The 19,943-nt window shown below is 74.5% G+C and carries 2 protein-coding genes; both read right to left on the bottom strand.

The genetic code is table 11. The features are described from left to right. Positions 1-8 precede the first annotated feature (8 nt). Positions 9-8,813, bottom strand: a complete 8,805-nt coding sequence (locus BJY18_RS06335) for a type I polyketide synthase (RefSeq protein WP_184778513.1) — start codon at positions 8,811-8,813, stop codon at positions 9-11. Positions 8,814-8,842: 29 nt separating this feature from the next. Beyond that, on the bottom strand, positions 8,843-19,915 hold the full coding sequence (locus BJY18_RS06340) for a type I polyketide synthase (RefSeq protein WP_184778515.1): 11,073 nt from the start codon (positions 19,913-19,915) through the stop codon (positions 8,843-8,845). Between the last annotated feature and the right edge of the window lie 28 nt (positions 19,916-19,943).

Consider the following 19,943-nt stretch of genomic DNA (forward strand, 5'->3'; position numbering starts at 1 on the left):
GGGGTGGTTCACCTTCCGGTCCGGCTCGGGCGTTTGCGGAGGTTCGCGGCGCGCGCACGGCGGCGCTCGCCGCGTCCGGCGACGTCTTCGGCGACCCCGGCGGGCTCCGCGGGCTCGGCGGGAGCGTCCGGTTCGCCGAGCAGCGTGACGAGCCCGGCGATGGTCGGCTTCTCGAACAGGCTGGCCGGCGCGAGCTCGACGCCGAACTCCTTGGCCACCCGGCCGATCAGCACCAGACCGATCAGCGACGTGCCACCGAGGTCGAAGAACGGGTCGTGCACACCGACCTCCTCCAGGCCGAGGCAGTCGCACCAGACGGCGGCGACGCGCTCCTCGGCCGGAGTGCGCGGGGCGACGAAGGCGGTGCGCAGGTCGGGCCGCGGATAGCGCTCGCCGCTCGGGACAGCGGCGTCGGCACCGCCGACGAGGGCGTCGACCGAGCCCATCCGGGCCAGCGCGGCGAGTACGTCGGTCAGCGGCAGCGGCAGTACCGTCACCTGCGGCTCGGCCGAGGCGACGATCCGCGAGAGCAGTTCGGTGCCTTCTTCGGCGCCGATGCCGAACTCGTCGCGGAACGTGCGGGAACCCTCCTGCAGCTCGGCCGAGCCGGACAGCCCGGACGACGTCCACGCGTCCAGCTGCCACGGGCCCCACGCCACCGACACGACCCGCTCGGCGGCCTTGCCCGCGGCGGCTTCGACGGCCGCGAAGCCGTCGAGGAAGGCGTTGGCCGCGGAGTAGTCGACCTCGCCGACGCCGACGGTCAGGGTGACCGTCGAGGAGTACAGCACCAGCAGCTCGACCGGGTCGACGCGCAGTGCCTCGGCCAGCGCGACGGTCCCGTCGATCTTCGGGGCGAGCACCGCCGCCGCCTGTTCGCGGGTCTTGTTCTGCAGCAACCCTCCCCCGGCGATCCCGGCGGCGTGCACGACACCGTCCAGGCCGCCGAAGTAGCCGCGCACCTCGGCCAGCAGCGCGGCGGCCTCGCCGGGGACACTGACGTCGGCCCGCAGCGTCAGCACGTCGGCGCCGAGAGCCCGCAGGTCGCGCACGGCCAGCAGGATCGAACTGGTGCGGTCGTCGACGCCGTGCCCGCGGATCCAGTCGTCCCAGGTGTCCTCGGGCGGCAGCGCGGAGCGGCCGGCGAGGGCGAGGTTGACCCCGAGCGGGGCGAGCCGCCGGGCCAGCGCGAGACCGAGCACGCCGAGGCCACCGGTGATCAGGTAGGTGCCGCCGGGCTTCCAGGCCTGCGCGTCGTCAGCCTCGGGCAGCTCGACGACGTCGAACCCCCGCAGCCAGCGACGGCCCCGGCGCCAGGCGGCGACCTCGACACCGTCGACAGTGTTCCCGGCGTCCGCAACGTCCGCTGTGTCCACTGTGGACGCCGCCAGCAGGTCGGTCTCGTGCAGCGCCTGCGCGGCGAGGTCGCCGTTCTCGGCGAAGTCCGCGTACCGGGCGCGGACCAGGGGGTACTCGGCGGCGATCGCGTCGGTGGCCGCGGCGAGGGTCGGGGCCAGCGGGTCGGTGGCGTCGCCGCCGAGGACGTCGAACCCGCCTCGGCCGAGGGTGAGCAGCTCGATCCGCCGGCCGGCCGCCTCGGCGCCGATCGCCTGGCCCAGCCACATCAGGCTGTAGAAGCCGGATTCGCGGTCGCTGCCGGCCAGACCGTGGGCGTGCACGATCCGCAGCGGCCCGGCGCCGCCGGCCGCGGCGAGCACCCGGCGGTAGCCGTCCACATCGGACGGTTCGATCGCGGCGGCGGTCACGGAGTGCCCGGCGGCCTCTGCCGCCGCCGTGAAGGCGTCGGCGAACGCGCCCGGGGCGGCGAACAGGACCAGCTCACCCGGTGCGGCCGGGACGCGCCGGGCGGTGTCTCGTCGCCACGTCGGTGTGTGCGCGACCAGCCCGGCACGCACTGGGGTTTCCGAGACCTCAGAGGCGGCGGTGCCCGCGTTCATCTGGCTCATGGACCAGCCGCTGCCGCGCGAGGCGACCTCGGGCCAGTAGCGGGTGCGCTGGAACCGGTAGGCCGGCAGGCGGACGAACTTCCGATCCTCGCCGACCCAGGTGATCGGGACTCCCTGCTCCCACAGTGCGCCGAGGGCGGCCAGCCAGGCGCGGCGTCCGGCGCCGGCCACCGGCTGCAGGGAGACGACCGGCGTCTGCGGGAGGTAGCGGCCGGCGGCCTCGGCACCGGCGTCACCGAGCCCGGCTTCGACGAGGACCTCGGCGTAGCGCGCGAGGGCCAGCAGGCCGTCCTCGAAGCGGTCGTCCGAGATGCGCCAGTGGGCCGGGTCGGCGGCTTCGGCCGCGGTGAGCAGCTCACCGGTGCGTGGGGACAGCACCGGGATCACCGGGGCCTGGGCGGCGGGCACCGGGCCGCCCAGTGCCAGTTCGAGACCATCGGCGAGCCCGAAGAGCCCGCCCGCGACCGCCGCGGCGTACTCGCCGGTCCCGCGTCCGAGGATGACCGCGGGCTCCAGGCCCCACGCGGCGACCAGCCGGGTGAAGGCGTATTCGACGGCGAATCCGACGGCCCGCTCGTCGGCTTCGGCGGGGTTGCCGAGCAGGTCGGCCCGGTCCGCCAGCAGTGCCGCGCACTCGTCGATCCCGGCACGGAACGCCGGTTCCGTCCGATACAGCTCGTCCGCCGAGCCCGCCCATCCGCCGCACGTGCCGGGCAGCAGCAGACCGAAGCGCCGCCGGTCGGTCACGACCGCACCACCGGTCACTTCGCGCAGCGAGCCGATCGCGTCGGCGTGGTCGCGGACCAGCACCGCCTTCCGCAGCGGCAGGGCGTCGCGCCCGGCCTGTGTCGTGAAGGCGACGTCGGCGAGTTCGGCGTCGGGGTGCGCGCAGAGGTGCTCGGCCAGCGCCTCGGCGTTGGCGCGCAGCCCGGCTTCGCCCTGGCCCGACACCGTGAGCAGCTGCCACTCGTGCCCGGGCACCGGCGCCGGAACGGGCGCGGCCGCGTCGAGGACGAAGTGGACGTTCGACCCGGACCAGCCGAACGAGCTGACGCCCGCCCGCAGCACGCCGTCCGCGGTGGGCGGAAAGGGCCGGGCGCCCGGCACCGGCCGCACCGGGCCGTCCAGGGTGACCACCGAGTTCGGCGTCGTCAGGTGCAGGTTGCCCGGCAGGGTCGCGTGCTCCAGCGACAGCACCGTCTTGATCAGTCCGGCCATGCCCGCCGCGGCGAGCGTGTGCCCGACGTTGGACTTGACCGCACCGACGTACAGCGGTTCGGGTGCGCCGCGGTCGCCGAAGACCTCCTTGAGCGCGGTGAACTCGATCGCGTCACCCAGCTGCGTGCCGGAGCCGTGGGCCTCGACGAAGCCGATCTCGTCGGGGGTGACGCCGGCGTCGGCCAGCGCGGCGCGGATGACCGCGTTCTGGGCCGCGCGGTTGGGCGCGGTGAGGCCGTTGCTGCGCCCGTCCTGGTTGGTCGCCGAACCGCGGATGATCGCCCGTGCCCGGCCCGCCGGGCCGACCTCGGCCGCCCGGCGCAGCACGACGACCCCGCCGCCTTCGCCGATCACGTAGCCGTCGGCGGACTCGTCGAACGTCTTCGTGCGCCCGTCCGCGGCGAGCATGCTCATCTTGCAGGACTGGATGAACACGTCGGGGTTGATCATCGCCGAGGTCGCGCCGACGATCGCGATGTCGCATTCGCCGCGGCGCAGGCTCTGCACGGCCAGGTGCGCCGCGCTCAGGGCCGACGAGCAGGCCGTGTCGACGGTCAGACACGGCCCGCGCAGGTCGAGCAGATGCGCGATCCGGCCCGCGGCCGCCGACAGGGAGCTGCCGAGGCCGAAGTACGGGTCATCGGCCGCCTCGATGCCGTCGGCCTCCAGCTGACGCATGCTGTACTGCATGGTGTCGATCAGCCCGGCGAACACACCGGTGCGGCTGCCGCGCAGCTCCTCGGCGGTCAGCCCGGCGTCCTCGAGGCCCTCCCAGACCAGTTCCATGAGCAGCCGGAAGGACGGGTCGAGCCGGCGCGCCTCCTGAGGTGAGAGGCCGAAGAACCCGGCGTCCCACCCGGCGAGGTCGGTGACGAACGCGCCCTGCTGGGTGTAGGCCTTGCCCGGCGCGGTGCGGTCGGGGTCGTAGTAGTCCGCGGCGGTCCAGCGGTCCGGCGGCACCTCGCGGACGAGGTCCCGGCCCTCGACGAGGCCGGCCCAGAACTGCTCGGGGGTGTCGCTGCCGCCGGCGAACCGGCAGGACAGGCCGACGACGGCGACCTCCTGTCCGGCGGCGGCCGGCGCCCCGGTCACCACCGGGCGGTCGTCGGCCGCGGCCGGTGCCAGGGAGGTCAGCAGGTGCGCGGCGAGCGCGGCCGGGGTGGCGTGGTCGAACACCATGGTCGGCGGCAGGGCCAGGCCGGTCTCGGTGTTGATCCGTCCGCGCAGCTCGATCGCGGTCAGGGAGTCGATGCCCAGCTTGGTGAACTGCTGTCCGGACGGGACGCCGCCGGTGTGCCCGAGCACGGCCGCGGTGTGCCCCAGCACGAGATCGGTGAGGACGCGTTCGCGTTCGGCCTCCGGGAGCCCGGCGAGCCGGGTCCGCCACTCCTGTGCGGTTTCGGCGCCTTCCTCGGCGCGGGCGGCCTCGGCCTCGGCGATGGCGACGACCTCGGGCAGGTCGGCCAGCAGCGGGCTGGGCCGCAGCGCGGCGAACGGCGGCGCGAACTTCTCCCACGTCAGCTCGGCGACGGTCAGTGCGGTCTCGTCGCGGTCCAGCGCGTGGCCGAGCGCGACCAGGCCGGTTTCGGGCGCCATGGCCGGGACGCCGAGTCCGCTGAGCAGCTCGTCGAGGTCGGTGCCGACGCCCATGCCGACGCGGCCCCAGCGGCCCCAGGCGACCGAGGTCGCGGGCAGGCCGCGGGCCCGCCGCCGCTGGGCGACGGCTTCCAGGTGCGCGTTCGCGGCGCCGTACGCGCTTTGCACCGCGTTGCCGATGGACGCGGCGATCGAAGAGAACAGCACGAACGCGTCGAGGTCGATGCCTTCGGTCAGCTCTTCGAGGTGGCGGGTGCCGGCGACCTTGGGGCGCAGGACGTTCGCGTAGCGGGTGCGGTCCATCGACTCGACGAGGCCGAGTTCGAGGACGCCGGCGAGGTGGAACACCGCGCGCAGGTCGCCGCGGATCGGCTCGACCACGGCGGCGAGGGCGTCGCGGTCGGCGACGTCGCACGCGGCGATCGTCACGCGGTCCCCGGCCAGTTCGGCGGCACCGGGCGCGGCTTCGCCCCGGCGCGACACCAGGACGACGTGCTCGGCGCCGTGGTCGAGCAGCCAGCGGGTCACGACACCGCCCAGGCCGCCGGTTCCCCCGGTGACGAGGACGGTGCCGCGCGGCTGCCAGGAGCGCGTGTACTCGGCGGGTTCGGCGTGCGCGAGACGGCGGCCGAACGCGCCGGTCGCGCGGACCGCCACCTGGTCCTCGCCCCGCGGACCGGTGAGCACCCCGCGCAGGAGGGCGACCGACTGCTGTCCCGGCTCGGCCGGGACGTCGACGAGCCCGCCCCAGCCCTGCGGGTTCTCCAGGGCGGCGGCGCGGCCGAAGCCCCACAGCTGGGCCTGGGCCGGTGCGTCCGGCGGATCCTGCGGGCCGGTCGAGACCGCGCCGCGGGTGAGCGTCCACAACGGCCCCTGCGGGTCGCGGGCGGCGAGCGTCCGGAGCAACGTCATCGTCGCCTCGGCGCCGAACGAGAGCCCGTCGTGCTCGGTTTCGTCCAGGGCCAACAGGGACACGATGCCGTCGAAGGGCTCCCCCTCGGGCAGGTCGACCCGGTCGGCGCGGTCGAGCACGAGCCTGCGCACGTCGGCGCCGGCCAGCGCCTCGGCGGTCGCCTCGATCCACGGGTGTTCGACGGCGGGCGTGACGAGCAGCCAGCGACCGGTGGCCACGGTGGCCGCGGGAGTGATGGGCTGCCAGCGAACGTGGTAAGCCAGGGCGTCGGCCTCGGCGGACAGCGAACGCGCGCGCCGATAACGGGTCAGCGCGGGCAGCACGGTGCCCAGCGGGGCGTCCACATCGGACAGCTTCAGCTCGGCGGCGAACTCGCCGGCGTCGCCGGCCTCGACGACCGACCAGAATCGGCTGTCCTCGGTTCCGGCGACCGGGACCGGTGCGGGGTCCTCGAGCCAGAAACGCTTGCGCTGGAACGGATACGTCGGCAGGTCGACGCGGCGGGCACCGCTGCCGTCGAGGTAGGCCGCCCAGTCGACGCGGGCGCCGTGGGCGTGCAGCGAGCCGAGTGCGTCGACGAGGGTCCGGGCCTGGTCGCGGTCCTTGCGCTGGGCGGCGGCGAAAACGGCGTCGTCGGGGCGGGCCGAGCGGCCCATCGGGGTGAGGGCCGCGTCCGGGCCCACTTCGAGGAACACTGTCGTGCCCTGGGCGTGCAGGGTGTCCACCGCGTCGGCGAACCGGACGGTGCCACGGATGTGCTCGGCCCAGTAGACCGGGTCGGTGAGCCGGTCGGCGAGCTGCCCGGTCAGCGTCGAGACGACCGGGATCGCGGGCTCGTGGAAGGTGAGAGTCCGCGCCACCGCGGTGAACTCGGCGAGCATCGGCTCCATGAGTGGCGAGTGGAACGCGTGCGACACCGGGAGCCGCGTCGAGCGGCGGCCGGGAAACCGCCCGGCCACGGCGAGGGTCGCGGCCTCGGCCCCGGACAGCACGACCGCGCGCGGTCCGTTGACCGCGGCCAGCGCGACCTCGTCCGGCAAGTGCGGACGGACCTCGTCTTCGGTCGCCTCCAGTGCGATCATCGCGCCGCCCTCGGGCAGCGCCTGCATGAGCCGTCCGCGCGCCAGCACGAGCTTCGCCGCGTCGGCCAGGGACAGCACCCCGGCGACGTGGACGGCGGCCAGCTCGCCGATCGAGTGTCCGGCGACGAAGTCCGGTGTCACGCCCCACGACGTGACCAGGCGGTGCAGCGCGACCTCGAAGGCGAACAACGCGGGCTGCGCGAACTCTGTGCGGTCCAGCCGGGCCGGGTCGGTGCCGAACACGACGTCGCGGACGCCGGGCAGGTGCTCGCAGACCTCGTCGAAGGCCTCGGCGAACACCGGGAAGCACTCGTGGAGGCGGCGGCCCATGCCGAGCCGCTGCGCGCCCTGGCCGGTGAAGAGCACGGCCAGCCTGCCACCCGTGTCGGTGCCGGTGACCGCGCCCGCGTCGCCGGCCGCGAGGGCCCGCAGGCCCGCTGCCAGCTCGGCACGGTTCGCGCCGGTGACGACCCCGCGGTGGTCAAGGGTGGCCCGGGTACTGACGAGCGAGAGCGCGACGTCGACCGGTTCGGCACCGGACTCGTCTACAGTGGACAAGAGGGCCGCGGCCTGCGCCTTGACCGCGGCGGGCGAGGCACCGGAGAGCACGTAGGGCAGGACCGGTGGCGCGACGACCTCGCGCTCGGGCTCGGGTTCCCCGGCCGGCTGCTCCAGGATGACGTGGGCGTTGGTGCCGCTGATCCCGAAGGACGACACGCCCGCCCGGCGCGGGTGGCCGGCGTCCGGCCACGGCCGCTGCTCGGCCAGGACCTCGATCGTCCCGCTCGTCCAGTCGACGTGCGGCGACGGCCGGTCCACGTGCAGGGTGGCGGGCAGCACGCCGTGGCGCATCGCCTCGACCACCTTGACGATCCCGGCGATGCCGGCCGCGGCCTGGGTGTGCCCGAGGTTGGACTTCACCGAGCCGAGCCACAGCGGCGTCTCGCGGTCACGGCCGTAGGTCGCCAGCAGGGCCTGCGCCTCGATCGGGTCACCCAGCGGCGTGCCGGTCCCGTGTGCCTCGACCAGGTCCACAGTGGACGCGTCCACGCCGGCATTCGCCAGCGCCGCACGGATCACCCGCTGCTGCGACGGACCGTTCGGGGCGGTCAGGCCGCTCGACGCGCCATCGGAGTTGACCGCGCTGCCGCGGACCACCGCCAGTACCGGGTGCCCGTGGCGCCGCGCGTCGGACAGCTTTTCGAGGACGAGTACCCCGGCACCTTCGGCCCAGTTGGTGCCGTCGGCCGCGGCCGCGAACGGTTTGCACCGGCCGTCCGGCGCCAGCCCGCGCTGCCGCGAGAACTCGACGAACGCGCCCGGCGTCGCCATCACCGTGACCCCGCCGGCCAGCGCCAGCGTGCACTCCCCCGACCGCAGCGCGCGGGCGGCCAGGTGCAGGGCGACCAGCGACGACGAGCACGCGGTGTCGATCGACACCGACGGCCCCTCCAGGCCGAGCGCGTAGGACACCCGGCCGGACACGACCGAACCGGACGTGCCGATGCCGAGATAGCCTTCGTGCTCCTCGGGCAGGGCGGTCAGCCGCGAGGCGTAGTCGGTGAAGCCGACCCCGGCGAACACGCCGGTCGCGCTGCCCTTGAGCGACACCGGGTCGATGCCGGCGCGCTCGACCGCTTCCCACGCCGTCTCCAGCAGCAGCCGCTGCTGGGGGTCGGTCGCCTCGGCCTCGCGCGGCGAGATGCCGAACAGCTCGTTGTCGAACTCGGCCGCGTCGTGCAGGAAGCCGCCTTCGCGGACGTAGCTGGTGCCCGGCTTCGACGGGTCGGAATCGTGGATGGCGTCGGTGTCCCAGCCGCGGTCGGCGGGCCACGGCGAGATCGTGTCGACCCCGCCCGCGACCACGTCCCACAGCTGGCCGGGGGTGCGGACCCCGCCGGGGAACCGGACGCTCATCGCGACGATCGCGATCGGCTCGCTGTCCTTCTCCCGCGCGTCCGCCAGCTCGCGGCGGGTTTCGCGCAGGTCGGCCGCCATCCGCTTGAGGTAGTCGACGTACTGCTCTTCCGAAGGCATGGGTCAGGCTCCCGAGTGCTGGAGGGCGGTCAGCGCGGACCGAACTCGTCGTCGATCAGCGCGAGGAGGTCGTCCGGGGACGCGGTTTCGAGGTCGGCCGTGGCGAGTGCGGGCTTCTTCGCCGCCCACACCGACACCAGCCGCTTGAGGCGGGCGTCGATCTCCGCGTCGGCGGGGTCGGCGCCGTCCAAAAGGGCTTCGAGCCGGGCGATCTGGCCGGTCACCGCGGCGGCCGGGCCGCTCTCGGGGGCGAGTTCGGCCTGCAGGTACTTGGCCAGCGCGTCCGGCGCCGGGTAGTCGAAGACCACCGTCGCCGGCAGGCTGAGCCCGGTCGCGGCGGCCAGCGCCGTCCGGAACTCGACCGCGGTCAGCGAGTCGAAGCCCAGGTCGAGGAATCCGCGGGCCGGGGCGATCGCGGCGGGGCCCGGATGCCCGAGCACGGTGGCGGCCTGCCCGCGGACGAGATCGAGCAGCGTGCGCTCCTGCTCCGGCCCGGCCTGCCCGGCCAGCTTCCGGCGCAGTTCACCCGCGTCGGCGGCCGCGGCCCGGCGCCGCACCGTGGGCACGAGGTCCCGCAGCAGAGGCGGCAGCAGTCCCGCCGCGGCGGCCGTGGCCAGCGCGGTCCGGTCGAGCTTCACGGGCACGACCGCGGCGACGCCGGTGCTCAGCACCCGGTCGACCAGGGCGAGCCCTTCCGCCTCGGACAGCGCCGGGAAGCCGGTGCGGCTCAGCCGCTGCGCGGCCGGGCCGTCGAGTGCGCCGCCCATGCCCTCGGCCCAGCGGCCCCATGCCGCCGAATGTGCGGGCAGGCCCAGCGCACGCCGGTGCGTGGCCAGTCCGTCGAGGAACGCGTTGGCCGCGGCGTAGGTGGACTGGCCGGCGTTGCCGAGGACACCGGCGGCCGAGGAGAACAGGACGAACGCGGCCAGTTCGTGTCCCTTGGTCAGCTCGTGCAGGTGCCAGGCCGCGGTTGCCTTCGGGCCGAACACGCCTTCGAGGCGTTCCGGGGTCTGGCTCTCGACGAGCCCGTCGTCGAGGACACCGGCGGCGTGTACGACGCCGGTCAGCCGCGGAATCCCGGCCAGCAGCGCTTCGAGGGCGCCGCGGTCGGCGACGTCGCAGGCCACGACCCGGGCTCCCAGTTCGTCGGCCAGCTCGGCAGCGCCGGGCGCGTCGAGCCCGCGACGGCTGGTCAGCACCAGATCGGTGACCCCGTGAGTGCGCACCAGGTGCCGGGCCACGAGGGCGCCAAGGCCACCGGTGCCGCCGGTGATCAGCACGGTGCCGCCGCGCAGGGCCGGGGCTTCGGTGACCGGGTCGGTGACGGTGGCCAGCTTCGGCACGTACGCCCGGCCACCGCGCAGCAGCAGCTGCCCTTCACCGGTGGCCAGTGCCTTGCCCAGCGCGGTGGTGTCACCGTCGCCGTCGACCAGCACGAACCGGTCCGGGTGCTCCGACTGCGCCGAGCGCACCAGACCCCACACCGCGGCCGCGGCCGGATCGGCACCGTCCTGTTCGGACAGGGCGATCGCGCCGGTGGTCAGCACGACCAGGCGGCTCCCGGCGTACTTCGGTTCGGCGAGCCACTCCTGGACGGACGCGAGCACGGCCGTGGTCGCGGCACGGGCCGCCTCCGCGACGTCACCGTCCGATTCGGACAGTTCGAGCACGACCGCGGCCGGGATCTCCTCGCCGAGGTCTTCGCGGCGTGCCCACGGCGTCTCGGCGTCCCCGAGCGCGATCGGCGACCAGGAGAGCCGGTGCAGATGCGCGGGCCGGTCCCCGGCGGCGGCCGGGCGCTCGCCGAAGGTGACCTCGGCGGACAGAACCGGCTCACCGGAGAGGTCGAACGCGGCCAGCACGCCGTCGGCCAGGCTCGCCCGCACACTGGTGGCACCGCTCGCGTACAGGGTGACCTGGCGCCAGGCGACCGGCCAGCCGTGCTCGGCGAGCAAGGGGTCCACCAGCTCCGGGTGCAGGCCGTAGAGCTGGGCGGTGTCATCCGCGGCGCCCGGCACAGCCAGCTCGGTGAGCGGTCCCTCGGCCACCGGGGCCGGAGCGGCCGTGGTCACCAGGAAGCCGGCGGCATGCCGCTGCCAGCCCTGCCCGGTGCGGGTGTGGATCGACACCGGGCGGCGGCCGTCCGCCTCGGCCCCCACGGCGACCTGGATTTCGCGCTCGCCGGTGAGCGGGGCCTCGACGGCCAGCTCGGCCACGGTGCCCGCGCCCACCTCGTCGCCGGCGCGGATGGCCAGCTCGACCAGCAGCGTGTCCGACGGCTCGGCGGGCAGGACTCCGGTGCACAGCACCGAACCGTCGCCGGCCGAGGTGACCGCCGTGGCGAGCACCGGGTGCGCCAGGCCGCCGGTGACCCGGGCCAGTGCGGGTTCGCGCAGCCAGAACCGCTCGTGCTGGAAGGCGTACGTGGGCAGGTCGACGATCTTCGGACGGGCCGGGGCGAAGAACGCGGTCCAGTCGACATCGATGCCGAGGACGTGCAGGCGAGCCAGCGCGGTGACCGCCGTGGTGGCTTCGTCGTGGTCCGCGCGCAGGGCCGGGATCGCGGTGCCCGCGTCGGCCGCCATCGCGGCGAGGACCGCGTCCGGGCCGATCTCCAGGAACGTCATCACGCCTTCGGCCGTCAGGGTTTCGACGGCGTCGGCGAACCGGACCGGCTCGCGGACGTGGCGCACCCAGTAATCCGGGTCCGTCAGGTCCGCCGCGAGACGGCCGGTGCGCGTCGAGACGACCGGGATGGACGGCTCGGCGTAGGTCAGTTCCCGTGCCACAGCGGCGAAGTCGTCGAGCATCGGGTCCATCAGCGCGGAGTGGAACGCGTGGGAGACGTCGAGGCGTTTGACCTTGCGTCCGCGGGCTTCCCAGGCGGCCGCGGCCGCCAGCACCGGTTCCTCGGCACCGGAAAGCACCACGGCCTGCGGGCCGTTGACGGCCGCGACACCGGCCTCGCGGAACTCGGCGACCTCTTTCTCCGACGCCTGGACCGCGACCATCGCGCCGCCTTCGGGCAGCGCCTCCATCAGCCGGCCGCGCGCTTCGATCAGCCGCACGGCGTCGGGCAGGGACAGCACACCGGTGACGTGGGCCGCCGCGATCTCGCCGATCGAGTGCCCGGCAACGAATGCTGGACGCACGCCCCAGGATTCGTAGAGCCGGTAGAGCGCCACTTCGAGAGCGAAGATCGCGGGCTGGGCGGCGCCGGTCCGGGCAAGCGCCACGGCGTCGTCGACGTCGCGCACGGCCGGGAGCAGTTCGGCGATCTCGTCGAACGCCGCCGCGTACGCCGGGAAGGCGGCGTACAGTCCGCGGCCCATCCCGGCCCGCTGCGCACCCTGACCGGTGAACAGGAAGGCCAGGCGGCCGGTAGTGACCTCGCCGGTCACCAGGTGTGCCGAAGTCCCGCCCTCGGCCAGGGCACGCAGCCCCGCGGCCGGATCCCCGACGACGACCGCGCGGTGCGCGTGGTGGGTTCGGGTGGTGGCCAGCGAGAAGCCGACGTCGGCCGGGTCGGCCACAGTGGACACGAGGCGGCCTGCTTGCGCGGCCAGCGCGGCCGGCGTGCGGCCGGAGACCGGCCAGGCGGGCACCGGCAGCGGCTGCGTGGGCTCCGGCTCCGGCTCCGGCGCGGCCGGGGCCTGTTCGAGCAGGACGTGGGCGTTGGTGCCGCTGATGCCGAACGACGAGACGCCGGCGCGGCGCGGGCGGCCGGTCTCCGGCCACGGCTCCTGCGCCGCGAGCAGCGTGATGTCGCCGGTTTCCCAGTCCACGTGCGGAGTCGGCTCGTCGAGGTGCAGGCTGGCCGGGACGAGACCACGGCGCATCGCCTCGACCACCTTGATGATCCCGGCCACGCCCGCCGCGGCCTGGGTGTGGCCGATGTTGGACTTCACCGAGCCCAGCAGCAGCGGCCGCTCGCGGTCCTGGCCGTAGGTGGCGAGCAGGGCCTGCGCCTCGATCGGGTCACCCAGCGGCGTCCCGGTCCCGTGCGCCTCGACCAGGTCCACAGTGGACGCTTCGAACCCCGCGTTCGCCAGCGCCGCACGGATCACCCGCTGCTGCGACGGACCGTTCGGGGCAGTCAGGCCGTTGGAGGCGCCGTCCTGGTTGACCGCGGAACCGGCGACGACCGCCAGCACGCGGTGGCCGTGACGCTCGGCGTCGGAAAGCCGTTCCAGGACCAGCATGCCGACGCCTTCGGCCCAGTTGGTGCCGTCGGCGGCGGCCGCGAACGGCTTGCACCGCCCGTCCGGCGCCAGCCCGCGCTGCCGCGAGAACTCGACGAACATGTCCGGGGAGGCCATCACGTTGACCCCGCCGGCCAGCGCCAGGGAGCACTCCCCCGATCGCAGCGACTGGGCGGCCAGGTGCAGGGCGACCAGCGACGACGAACACGCCGTGTCCACCGAAACCGCCGGGCCCTCCAGCCCGAGTGCGTAGGCGACGCGGCCGGAGATGACGCTGCTGAACGAGGCCGTGCCGAGGAACCCCTCGACCTGCGTGGGAACCGCGCTCAGCCGGGAGACGTAGTCGTTGGACAGTGCGCCGGCGAAAACCCCGGTGCTGGTGCCGCGCAGCGAGGCCGGGTCGATGCCCGCCCGCTCCAGCGCTTCCCACGCCGTTTCGAGCACCTGGCGCTGCTGCGGGTCCATCGCCAGTGCCTCACGCGGGGAGATGCCGAAGAACTCCGGGTCGAAGTCGCCGGCGTCGTGGAGGAACGCACCTTCGGACGCGTAGGTGGTGCCGCGGTGGTCGGGGTCCGGGTGGAACAGCGAGTCCAGGGGCCAGTCGCGGTCGACCGGGAAGTCCCCGACCCCGTCGCGGCCCTCCGCCACCAGCTGCCACAGCCCGGCGGGTGAGGTGACCCCGCCCGGGTACCGGCAGCCCATGCCGACGATCACGATGGGGTCGCCGGTCCCGGCCGTGCTGGGGGAGGTCACGGCCGGGACCGGCACCTCGGTCCCGACGAGCTCGGCGCGCAGGAACGTGGCCAGCGCTACGGGCGTCGGGTGGTCGAAGACGAGCGTCGCCGGCAGCCGGAGGCCGGTCGCGGCGCCGAGGCGGTTGCGCAGTTCGACCGCGGTGAGCGAGTCGAACCCGATTTCGCTGAACGCACGGGAGGCGGCGATCCCGGCCGCGTCGGCGTGGCCGAGCACGAGCGCGACGTCGCGGCGGACCAGCTCCAGCAGCCGCTCGTCCTGCTCGGTGGCGGGAAGGCCGGTCAGCTCGCGGCGCAGTTCGCCTGCCTGTTCGGCGGTGGCGGCCTTGGCTTTGCCACGGGCCGAGCCGCCGACCAGGGTGCGGACGAGCGGCGAGATCGGGGCGGCGGTGGCGCGGACGGTGGCGCGGTCGAGCGGGAGACCGAGCAGCACCGCGTGGTCGAGACCGACCGCGCGGTCGAACATGGCCAGGCCGTCGGCTGGGGCGATCGGCGGGAATCCGCTGCGGCGCATCCGTTCTGCGCCCTCGTCGCCCAGCTCGCCGCGCATCCCTGCAGACCACAGGCTCCAGGCGACCGACTGCGCGGCCAGGCCCTCGGCCCGGCGGCGGGTGGCGAGCCCGTCGAGGAAGGCGTTGGCCGCGGCGTAGTTGCCCTGTCCGGGGTTGCCGAGGACGCCGGCGGCCGAGGAGAAGTTCACGAACCAGCGCAGCGGGCGGTCGACGGTCAGTTCGTGCAGGTGCCAGGCGGCGACCGCCTTCGGGAGCAGGACCCGGTCGAGTCGTTCGGGGGTGAGCGCGTCGATCGCGCCGTCGTCGAGTACGCCCGCCGCGTGCACGATCCCGGTCAGCCGCGGGATTCCTTCGAGCAGCGTCGCGAGCGCGTCCCGGTCGGAGCTGTCGCACGCGGCGACCGTCACCGATGCACCGAGCGCGGTCAGCTCCCGCTTCAGCTCGGCCGCGCCCGGAGCGTCCGGACCGCGGCGGCTGATGAGCACGAGGGACCCGATGCGGTGCTCGGTGATCAGGTGGCGGGCCAGCATCGCACCGAGGCCGCCGGTGCCGCCGGTGATCAGGACGGTGCCCTCCGGCTCCGGGCCGCGCGGGACGGTGAGCACCAGCTTGCCCACGTGCTTGGCCTGGCTGAGCAGGCGGAACGCTTCGGGGGCGCGGCGCACGTCCCAGGCACGGTGCGGCAGCGGCCGGAACGTGCCGTCCGCGAACAACGCGAGGACCTCGGCCCACATGCGGGTGAACTGCTCCGGCCCGGCTTCGATCAGATCGAAGGGCCGGTAGTGCACGCCGGGGTGCTGCGTGGCGACCTCTTCGGAGTCGCGCAGGCCCGCCTTGCCCATTTCGAGGAACCGGCCGCCGCGCGGCAGCAGCCGCAGCGACGCGTCCACGAAGTCGCCGGTGAGCGCGTCGAGGACGACGTCGACGCCGCGGCCTCCGCTGGTGGCCAGGAACTGCTGCTCGAAGTCGAGGGTGCGGGAACTGGCGATGTGGGCCTCGTCGAGCCCGGCTTCCCGCAGCCAGTGCTGCTTGGCCGGGCTCGCGGTGCTGTAGACCTCCGCGCCGAGGTGGCGCGCGACCTGGATGGCGGCCATGCCGACGCCACCGGCACCGGCGTGGACGAGCACCGACTCCCCGGCCCGCAGCCCGGCCAGCTCCTTCAGTCCGAAGTAGGCGGTCAGGAAGACCAGGGGCACGGACGCCGCTTCCTCGTCCGTCCAGCCGTCCGGGATCTTCGCGCACATCGAGCGCTGCGCGGTGGTGACGGTGCCGATGCCGCCGATCGCGACCCCCATGACCCGGTCACCGGGGACGAGGTCGTCCACTGCGGACCCGGCCTCGAGGACCACCCCGGCCACCTCGTTGCCGAGCGGGCCGGGCTCGCCGTCGAACATGCCGAGCACGTTGAGCGCGTCGCGGAAGTTCAGGCCCGCGGCACCGACGGCGATCCGGAGGTGCGTCGGCTCCAGGGGTTCCAGCACCTGCGGGCACGGTTGAAGGCGCAGCTCCTCCAGGGTGCCGCGGCCGGCCATGCCCAGTCGCCAGGCCGGCGCGGCCGGCGGGGCCAGCTCGTCGGATCCGGGCACCGGTCCCAGGCGCAGCGCCGAAAAGGCACCGTCGCGCAAGGCCAGCTGCGGTTCACCGATGGCCAGTGCCGCTGCCAACTCGCTGTCGGAGACGTCCCCGGTGTCGCTGTCGACCAGGACAATCCGCCCGGGTAGCTCGCTCTGTGCCGAGCGGCCGAGGCCCCAGACCGCGGCGGCCGCGGGGTCGGCGTGACCACTGGTGGCGCCGGAGGTGAGGAGGACGAGCTTCGCGTCGGCGAACCGCTCTTCGGCCGACCACCGCTGCAGGACGGCGAGGACCTCGCGGGTGGCGAGGCGAGCGCTCTCGGCGGCGTCGGCCGGATCGGTCGGCACCGGAAAGACGACGACCGGCGGGACCTCGCCGCCGCCGAGGCGGCCGTAGAAGGTCCAGCCGACCACTTCCGGATCGGCCGGCGGGGAGACCGGAATCCAGTCGAGCCGGAACAACGCGTCAAGGCCCGGATCGACGGGGGTGGTGAGCGGGCCGTCGGTCAGTTCACGCAGGGTCAGCGAACCCACAGTGGCGACCGGCGCACCGGTACCGTCGGCCGCGCGCAAGGTGACCGCGCCCGACGCGTCACGGGTGAGCCGCAGCCGCAACCGGGCCGCGCCGGTCGCGTGCAGGGCAACGTCCTGCCACAGGAACGGCAGCTGGGCACCGCCGCCTTCGCCGGTGAGCAGGCCGATCGCGTGCAGGCCCGCGTCGAGCAGCGCGGGATGCAGGCCGAACCGTTCGACGTCGGCCGTGCCCGCGTCCTCCGGCAGCACGGCCTCGGCGAACACCTCGTCACCGAGGCGCCAGGCGTGGGTCAGGCCCCGGAACGTCGGCCCGTACTCCAGGCCCGCGGCCGCGAAGGCCGGGTAGACGCCCGCGAGATCGATCGGCGTCGCGTCGCGCGGCGGCCACTCGGCCAGCTCGAACCCGGCGGCCGGGGCCAGCGGGGCCACGATGCCGGTGCCGTGCAGGGTCCAGGATCCTTCGCCGGTGCGGGAGTACACCGCGACCGCGCGGCGGCCGCCCTCGTCCGGCCCGGCCGCCGTGACCTGGACGTCCAGAGCCCCGGCGAGGACCATCGGCTCACGCAGGGTCAGCTCTTCCAGGTGAGCGCAGCCGGCTTCGTCGCCCGCGCGCAGCGCCAGCTCGACCAGTGCGGTACCGGGCACGACGACGGTGCCCCCGACGGCGTGGTCCTGCAACCACGGGTGGGTGGCCGGCGAGATCCGGCCGGTGAGCACCACCCCGGCACCGTCGGCCAGGGTCATCGACGCGCCGAGTAGCGGATGGGCGGCGTCGGCGAGGCCGAGCCCGCCCGGGTCACCGGCTCCCCGGCCGCCACGCAGCCAGTAGGTTTCCCGCTGGAAGGGGTAGGTGGGCAGGTCGGCAGTGCGCGCACCGGTACCGGCGTAGAACGCCGGCCAGTCGACGCGGGCGCCGCGGACGTGCAGCTCGGCGAGCACGGTCAGGGCCGTCGTGGCCTCGTCGCGGTCGCGGCGCAGCGCGGGGGCGACCAGCACGCCCTCCGGCGGCAGCGTCCGCGCGGCCATCCCGGCCAGCACGGAGTCCGGGCCGATCTCGACGAACCGGGAAACACCTTCGCCGTGCAGGAATAGGACGCCGTCGGCGAACCGGACCGGCTGCCGCACGTGCCGCGGCCAGTACCCGGCAACGGTGACCTCGTCCGGCCCGGCGAGCCGTCCGGTCACGTTGGACACCACCGGGATCGACGGCTCGTGGTAGGTCATCTCCCCGGCGATCGCCCCGAACTCGGCGAGCATGCCGTCCATCCGCTCCGAGTGCGACGCACGGGAGATGTTGAGCCGCTTGGTCTTGCGGCCGCGCGCGGCGAACTTCGCGGCGAGCGCCTCGGCGGCGGCCTCCGCACCGGAGACCACGACCGAGTCGGGTGCGTTCAGCGCGCCGATCGACAAGCCGTCGGTCAGCTCGGCGGCGACCTCCTCCTCGGTGGCCTGGATGCCGATCATCGCTCCACCCGCTGGCTGCGCCTCCATCAGGCGGCCGCGGGCGGCGACCATCCGGGCGGCGTCGGCGAGGTCCCAGACACCGGCGACGTAGGCGGCGGCCAGCTCGCCCGCCGAGTGACCGGCGACGTAGTCGGGGCGGGCGCCCCAGGACTCCAGCAGCCGGAACAGCGCGACCTGCACCGCGAACATCGCGGGCTGGGTGTAGGTCATCCGATCGAGCAGAGCCTGGTCCTCGCCGAAGACGATGCCCGCGAGCGGACGGTCGAGGTGGCCGTCGAGAGCGGCACAGGCCTCGTCGAACGCGGTGCGGTACGCGGGAAAGGCGTCGTAGAGCTCGCGGCCCATGCCACAACGTTGGGAACCCATGCCGGAGAACAAGAACGCGGTACGGCCGTGCAGCGGTTCACCGGTGACGACCCCGGGGGCGGGCTCGCCGCCGGCCAGCGCGCTCAGCCCGGCGACGAGGTCTTCGCGGGTGCGGCCGACGACCGCGGCCCGCGACTCCAGCGCGGTGCGGGTGGTGGCCAGCGACCAGCCGAGGTCGAGTGGGTCCACCTCGTCCACAGTGGACAGCAACGAGCGGGCCGCCGCCCGCAGCGCCTCCGGGCCGCGAGCCGAGACGAGCCACGGCTGGACAGCGGGCGGGATGCGCGCGGGCCCGGGCTCCACGACTCCGGACTCCACCGCTTCGGGGGCCTGCTCCAGCACGACGTGCGCGTTGGTGCCGCTCATGCCGAAGGACGACACGCCGGCCCGGCGCGGCCGGTCCACCGACGGCCACTCCCGGCTTTCGGTGAGCACCCGCACCGCACCGGCCGACCAGTCCACATGCGACGACGGTTCGTCGACGTGCAGTGTCCGCGGCAGTACGCCGTGGCGAAGCGCCTCGATCATCTTGATGAGCCCGGCCGCACCGGCCGCGGCCTGGCTGTGCCCGATGTTCGACTTGATCGAGCCCAGCCACAGCGGTTCCGTACGGTCCTGGCCGTAGGTGGCCAGCAGCGCCTGCGCTTCGATCGGGTCACCGAGCGTGGTCCCGGTGCCATGCGCCTCGACCGCGTCGACGTCGGTGCCGCTCAGCTTCGCGTTGGCCAGCGCGGCGCGGATGACCCGCTGCTGCGCCGGACCGTTCGGAGCGGTGAGGCCGTTGGAAGCGCCGTCTTGGTTCACCGCCGACCCGCGGATCACCGCGAGCACCCGGTGCCCGTTGCGCTGGGCGTCGGACAGCCGTTCCAGCAGCAGCATGCCCGCGCCCTCGGACCAGCCGGTGCCGTCCGCGGCCTGGGCGAACGCCTTGCACCGGCCGTCCGGGGCCATTCCGCGCTGGCGGGAGAACTCCACGAACGTCTCCGGCGTGGCCATCACGGTGACCCCGCCGGCCAGTGCCAGCGAGCACTCCCCCGACCGCAGCGCGTGCGCGGCCAGGTGCACCGCGACCAGCGACGACGAGCACGCCGTGTCGATCGTGACGGCCGGGCCTTCCAGCCCGAGGGTGTAGGAGAGCCGCCCGGACAGCACGCTGCTCGCGCTGCCGGTGCCGAGGAAACCCTCGATCTCCTCGGCCACCCCGTCGAACCCGGACACGTACTCGGTCCGCATGGCGCCGGCGAACACGCCGGTGCTGCTGCCTTTCAGCGACGTGACGTCGAGGCCCGCCCGCTCCAGCGTCTCCCACGTGACCTCCAGCAGCAGCCGCTGCTGCGGGTCCATCGCCAGGGCCTCCCGCGGCGAGATGCCGAAGAAGCCCGCGTCGAAGTCGCCGGCGTCGTGCAGGAAACCGCCCTGGTCGCAGTAGGTGGTACCGCGGTGCTCCGGGTCCGGGTGGTACAGCGCCGCGGCGTCCCAGCCGCGGTCGGCCGGGAAGCCCGAAATACCGTCACCGCCCTCGGCCACCAGGTCCCACAGCTGCTCCGGGGACGCGATCCCGCCCGGGTACCGGCACGCCATGCCGATCACGGCCAGCGGTTCGGAGCCGCTCTCCTCGGCTTCCTGCAGACGGCGTCGCGTCTCGCGCAGTTCGGCGGTCAGCCGCTTGAAGTACTCGAGTGTCCGGTCGTCGGTGGTCATGCCGGTGGTCCTCCTAGCGGCGGCGAAG

The sequence above is a fragment of the Amycolatopsis jiangsuensis genome (assembly GCF_014204865.1).
GTDB classification, from domain to species: Bacteria; Actinomycetota; Actinomycetes; order Mycobacteriales; family Pseudonocardiaceae; genus Amycolatopsis; species Amycolatopsis jiangsuensis.

What these genes read in the sequence shown, in the direction of transcription:
- BJY18_RS06335 (WP_184778513.1), bottom strand. Translation starts at nt 8,813, where the DNA reads ATGCCTTCGGAAGAGCAGTACGTCGACTACCTCAAGCGGATGGCGGCC.
- BJY18_RS06340 (WP_184778515.1), bottom strand. Translation starts at nt 19,915, where the DNA reads ATGACCACCGACGACCGGACACTCGAGTACTTCAAGCGGCTGACCGCC.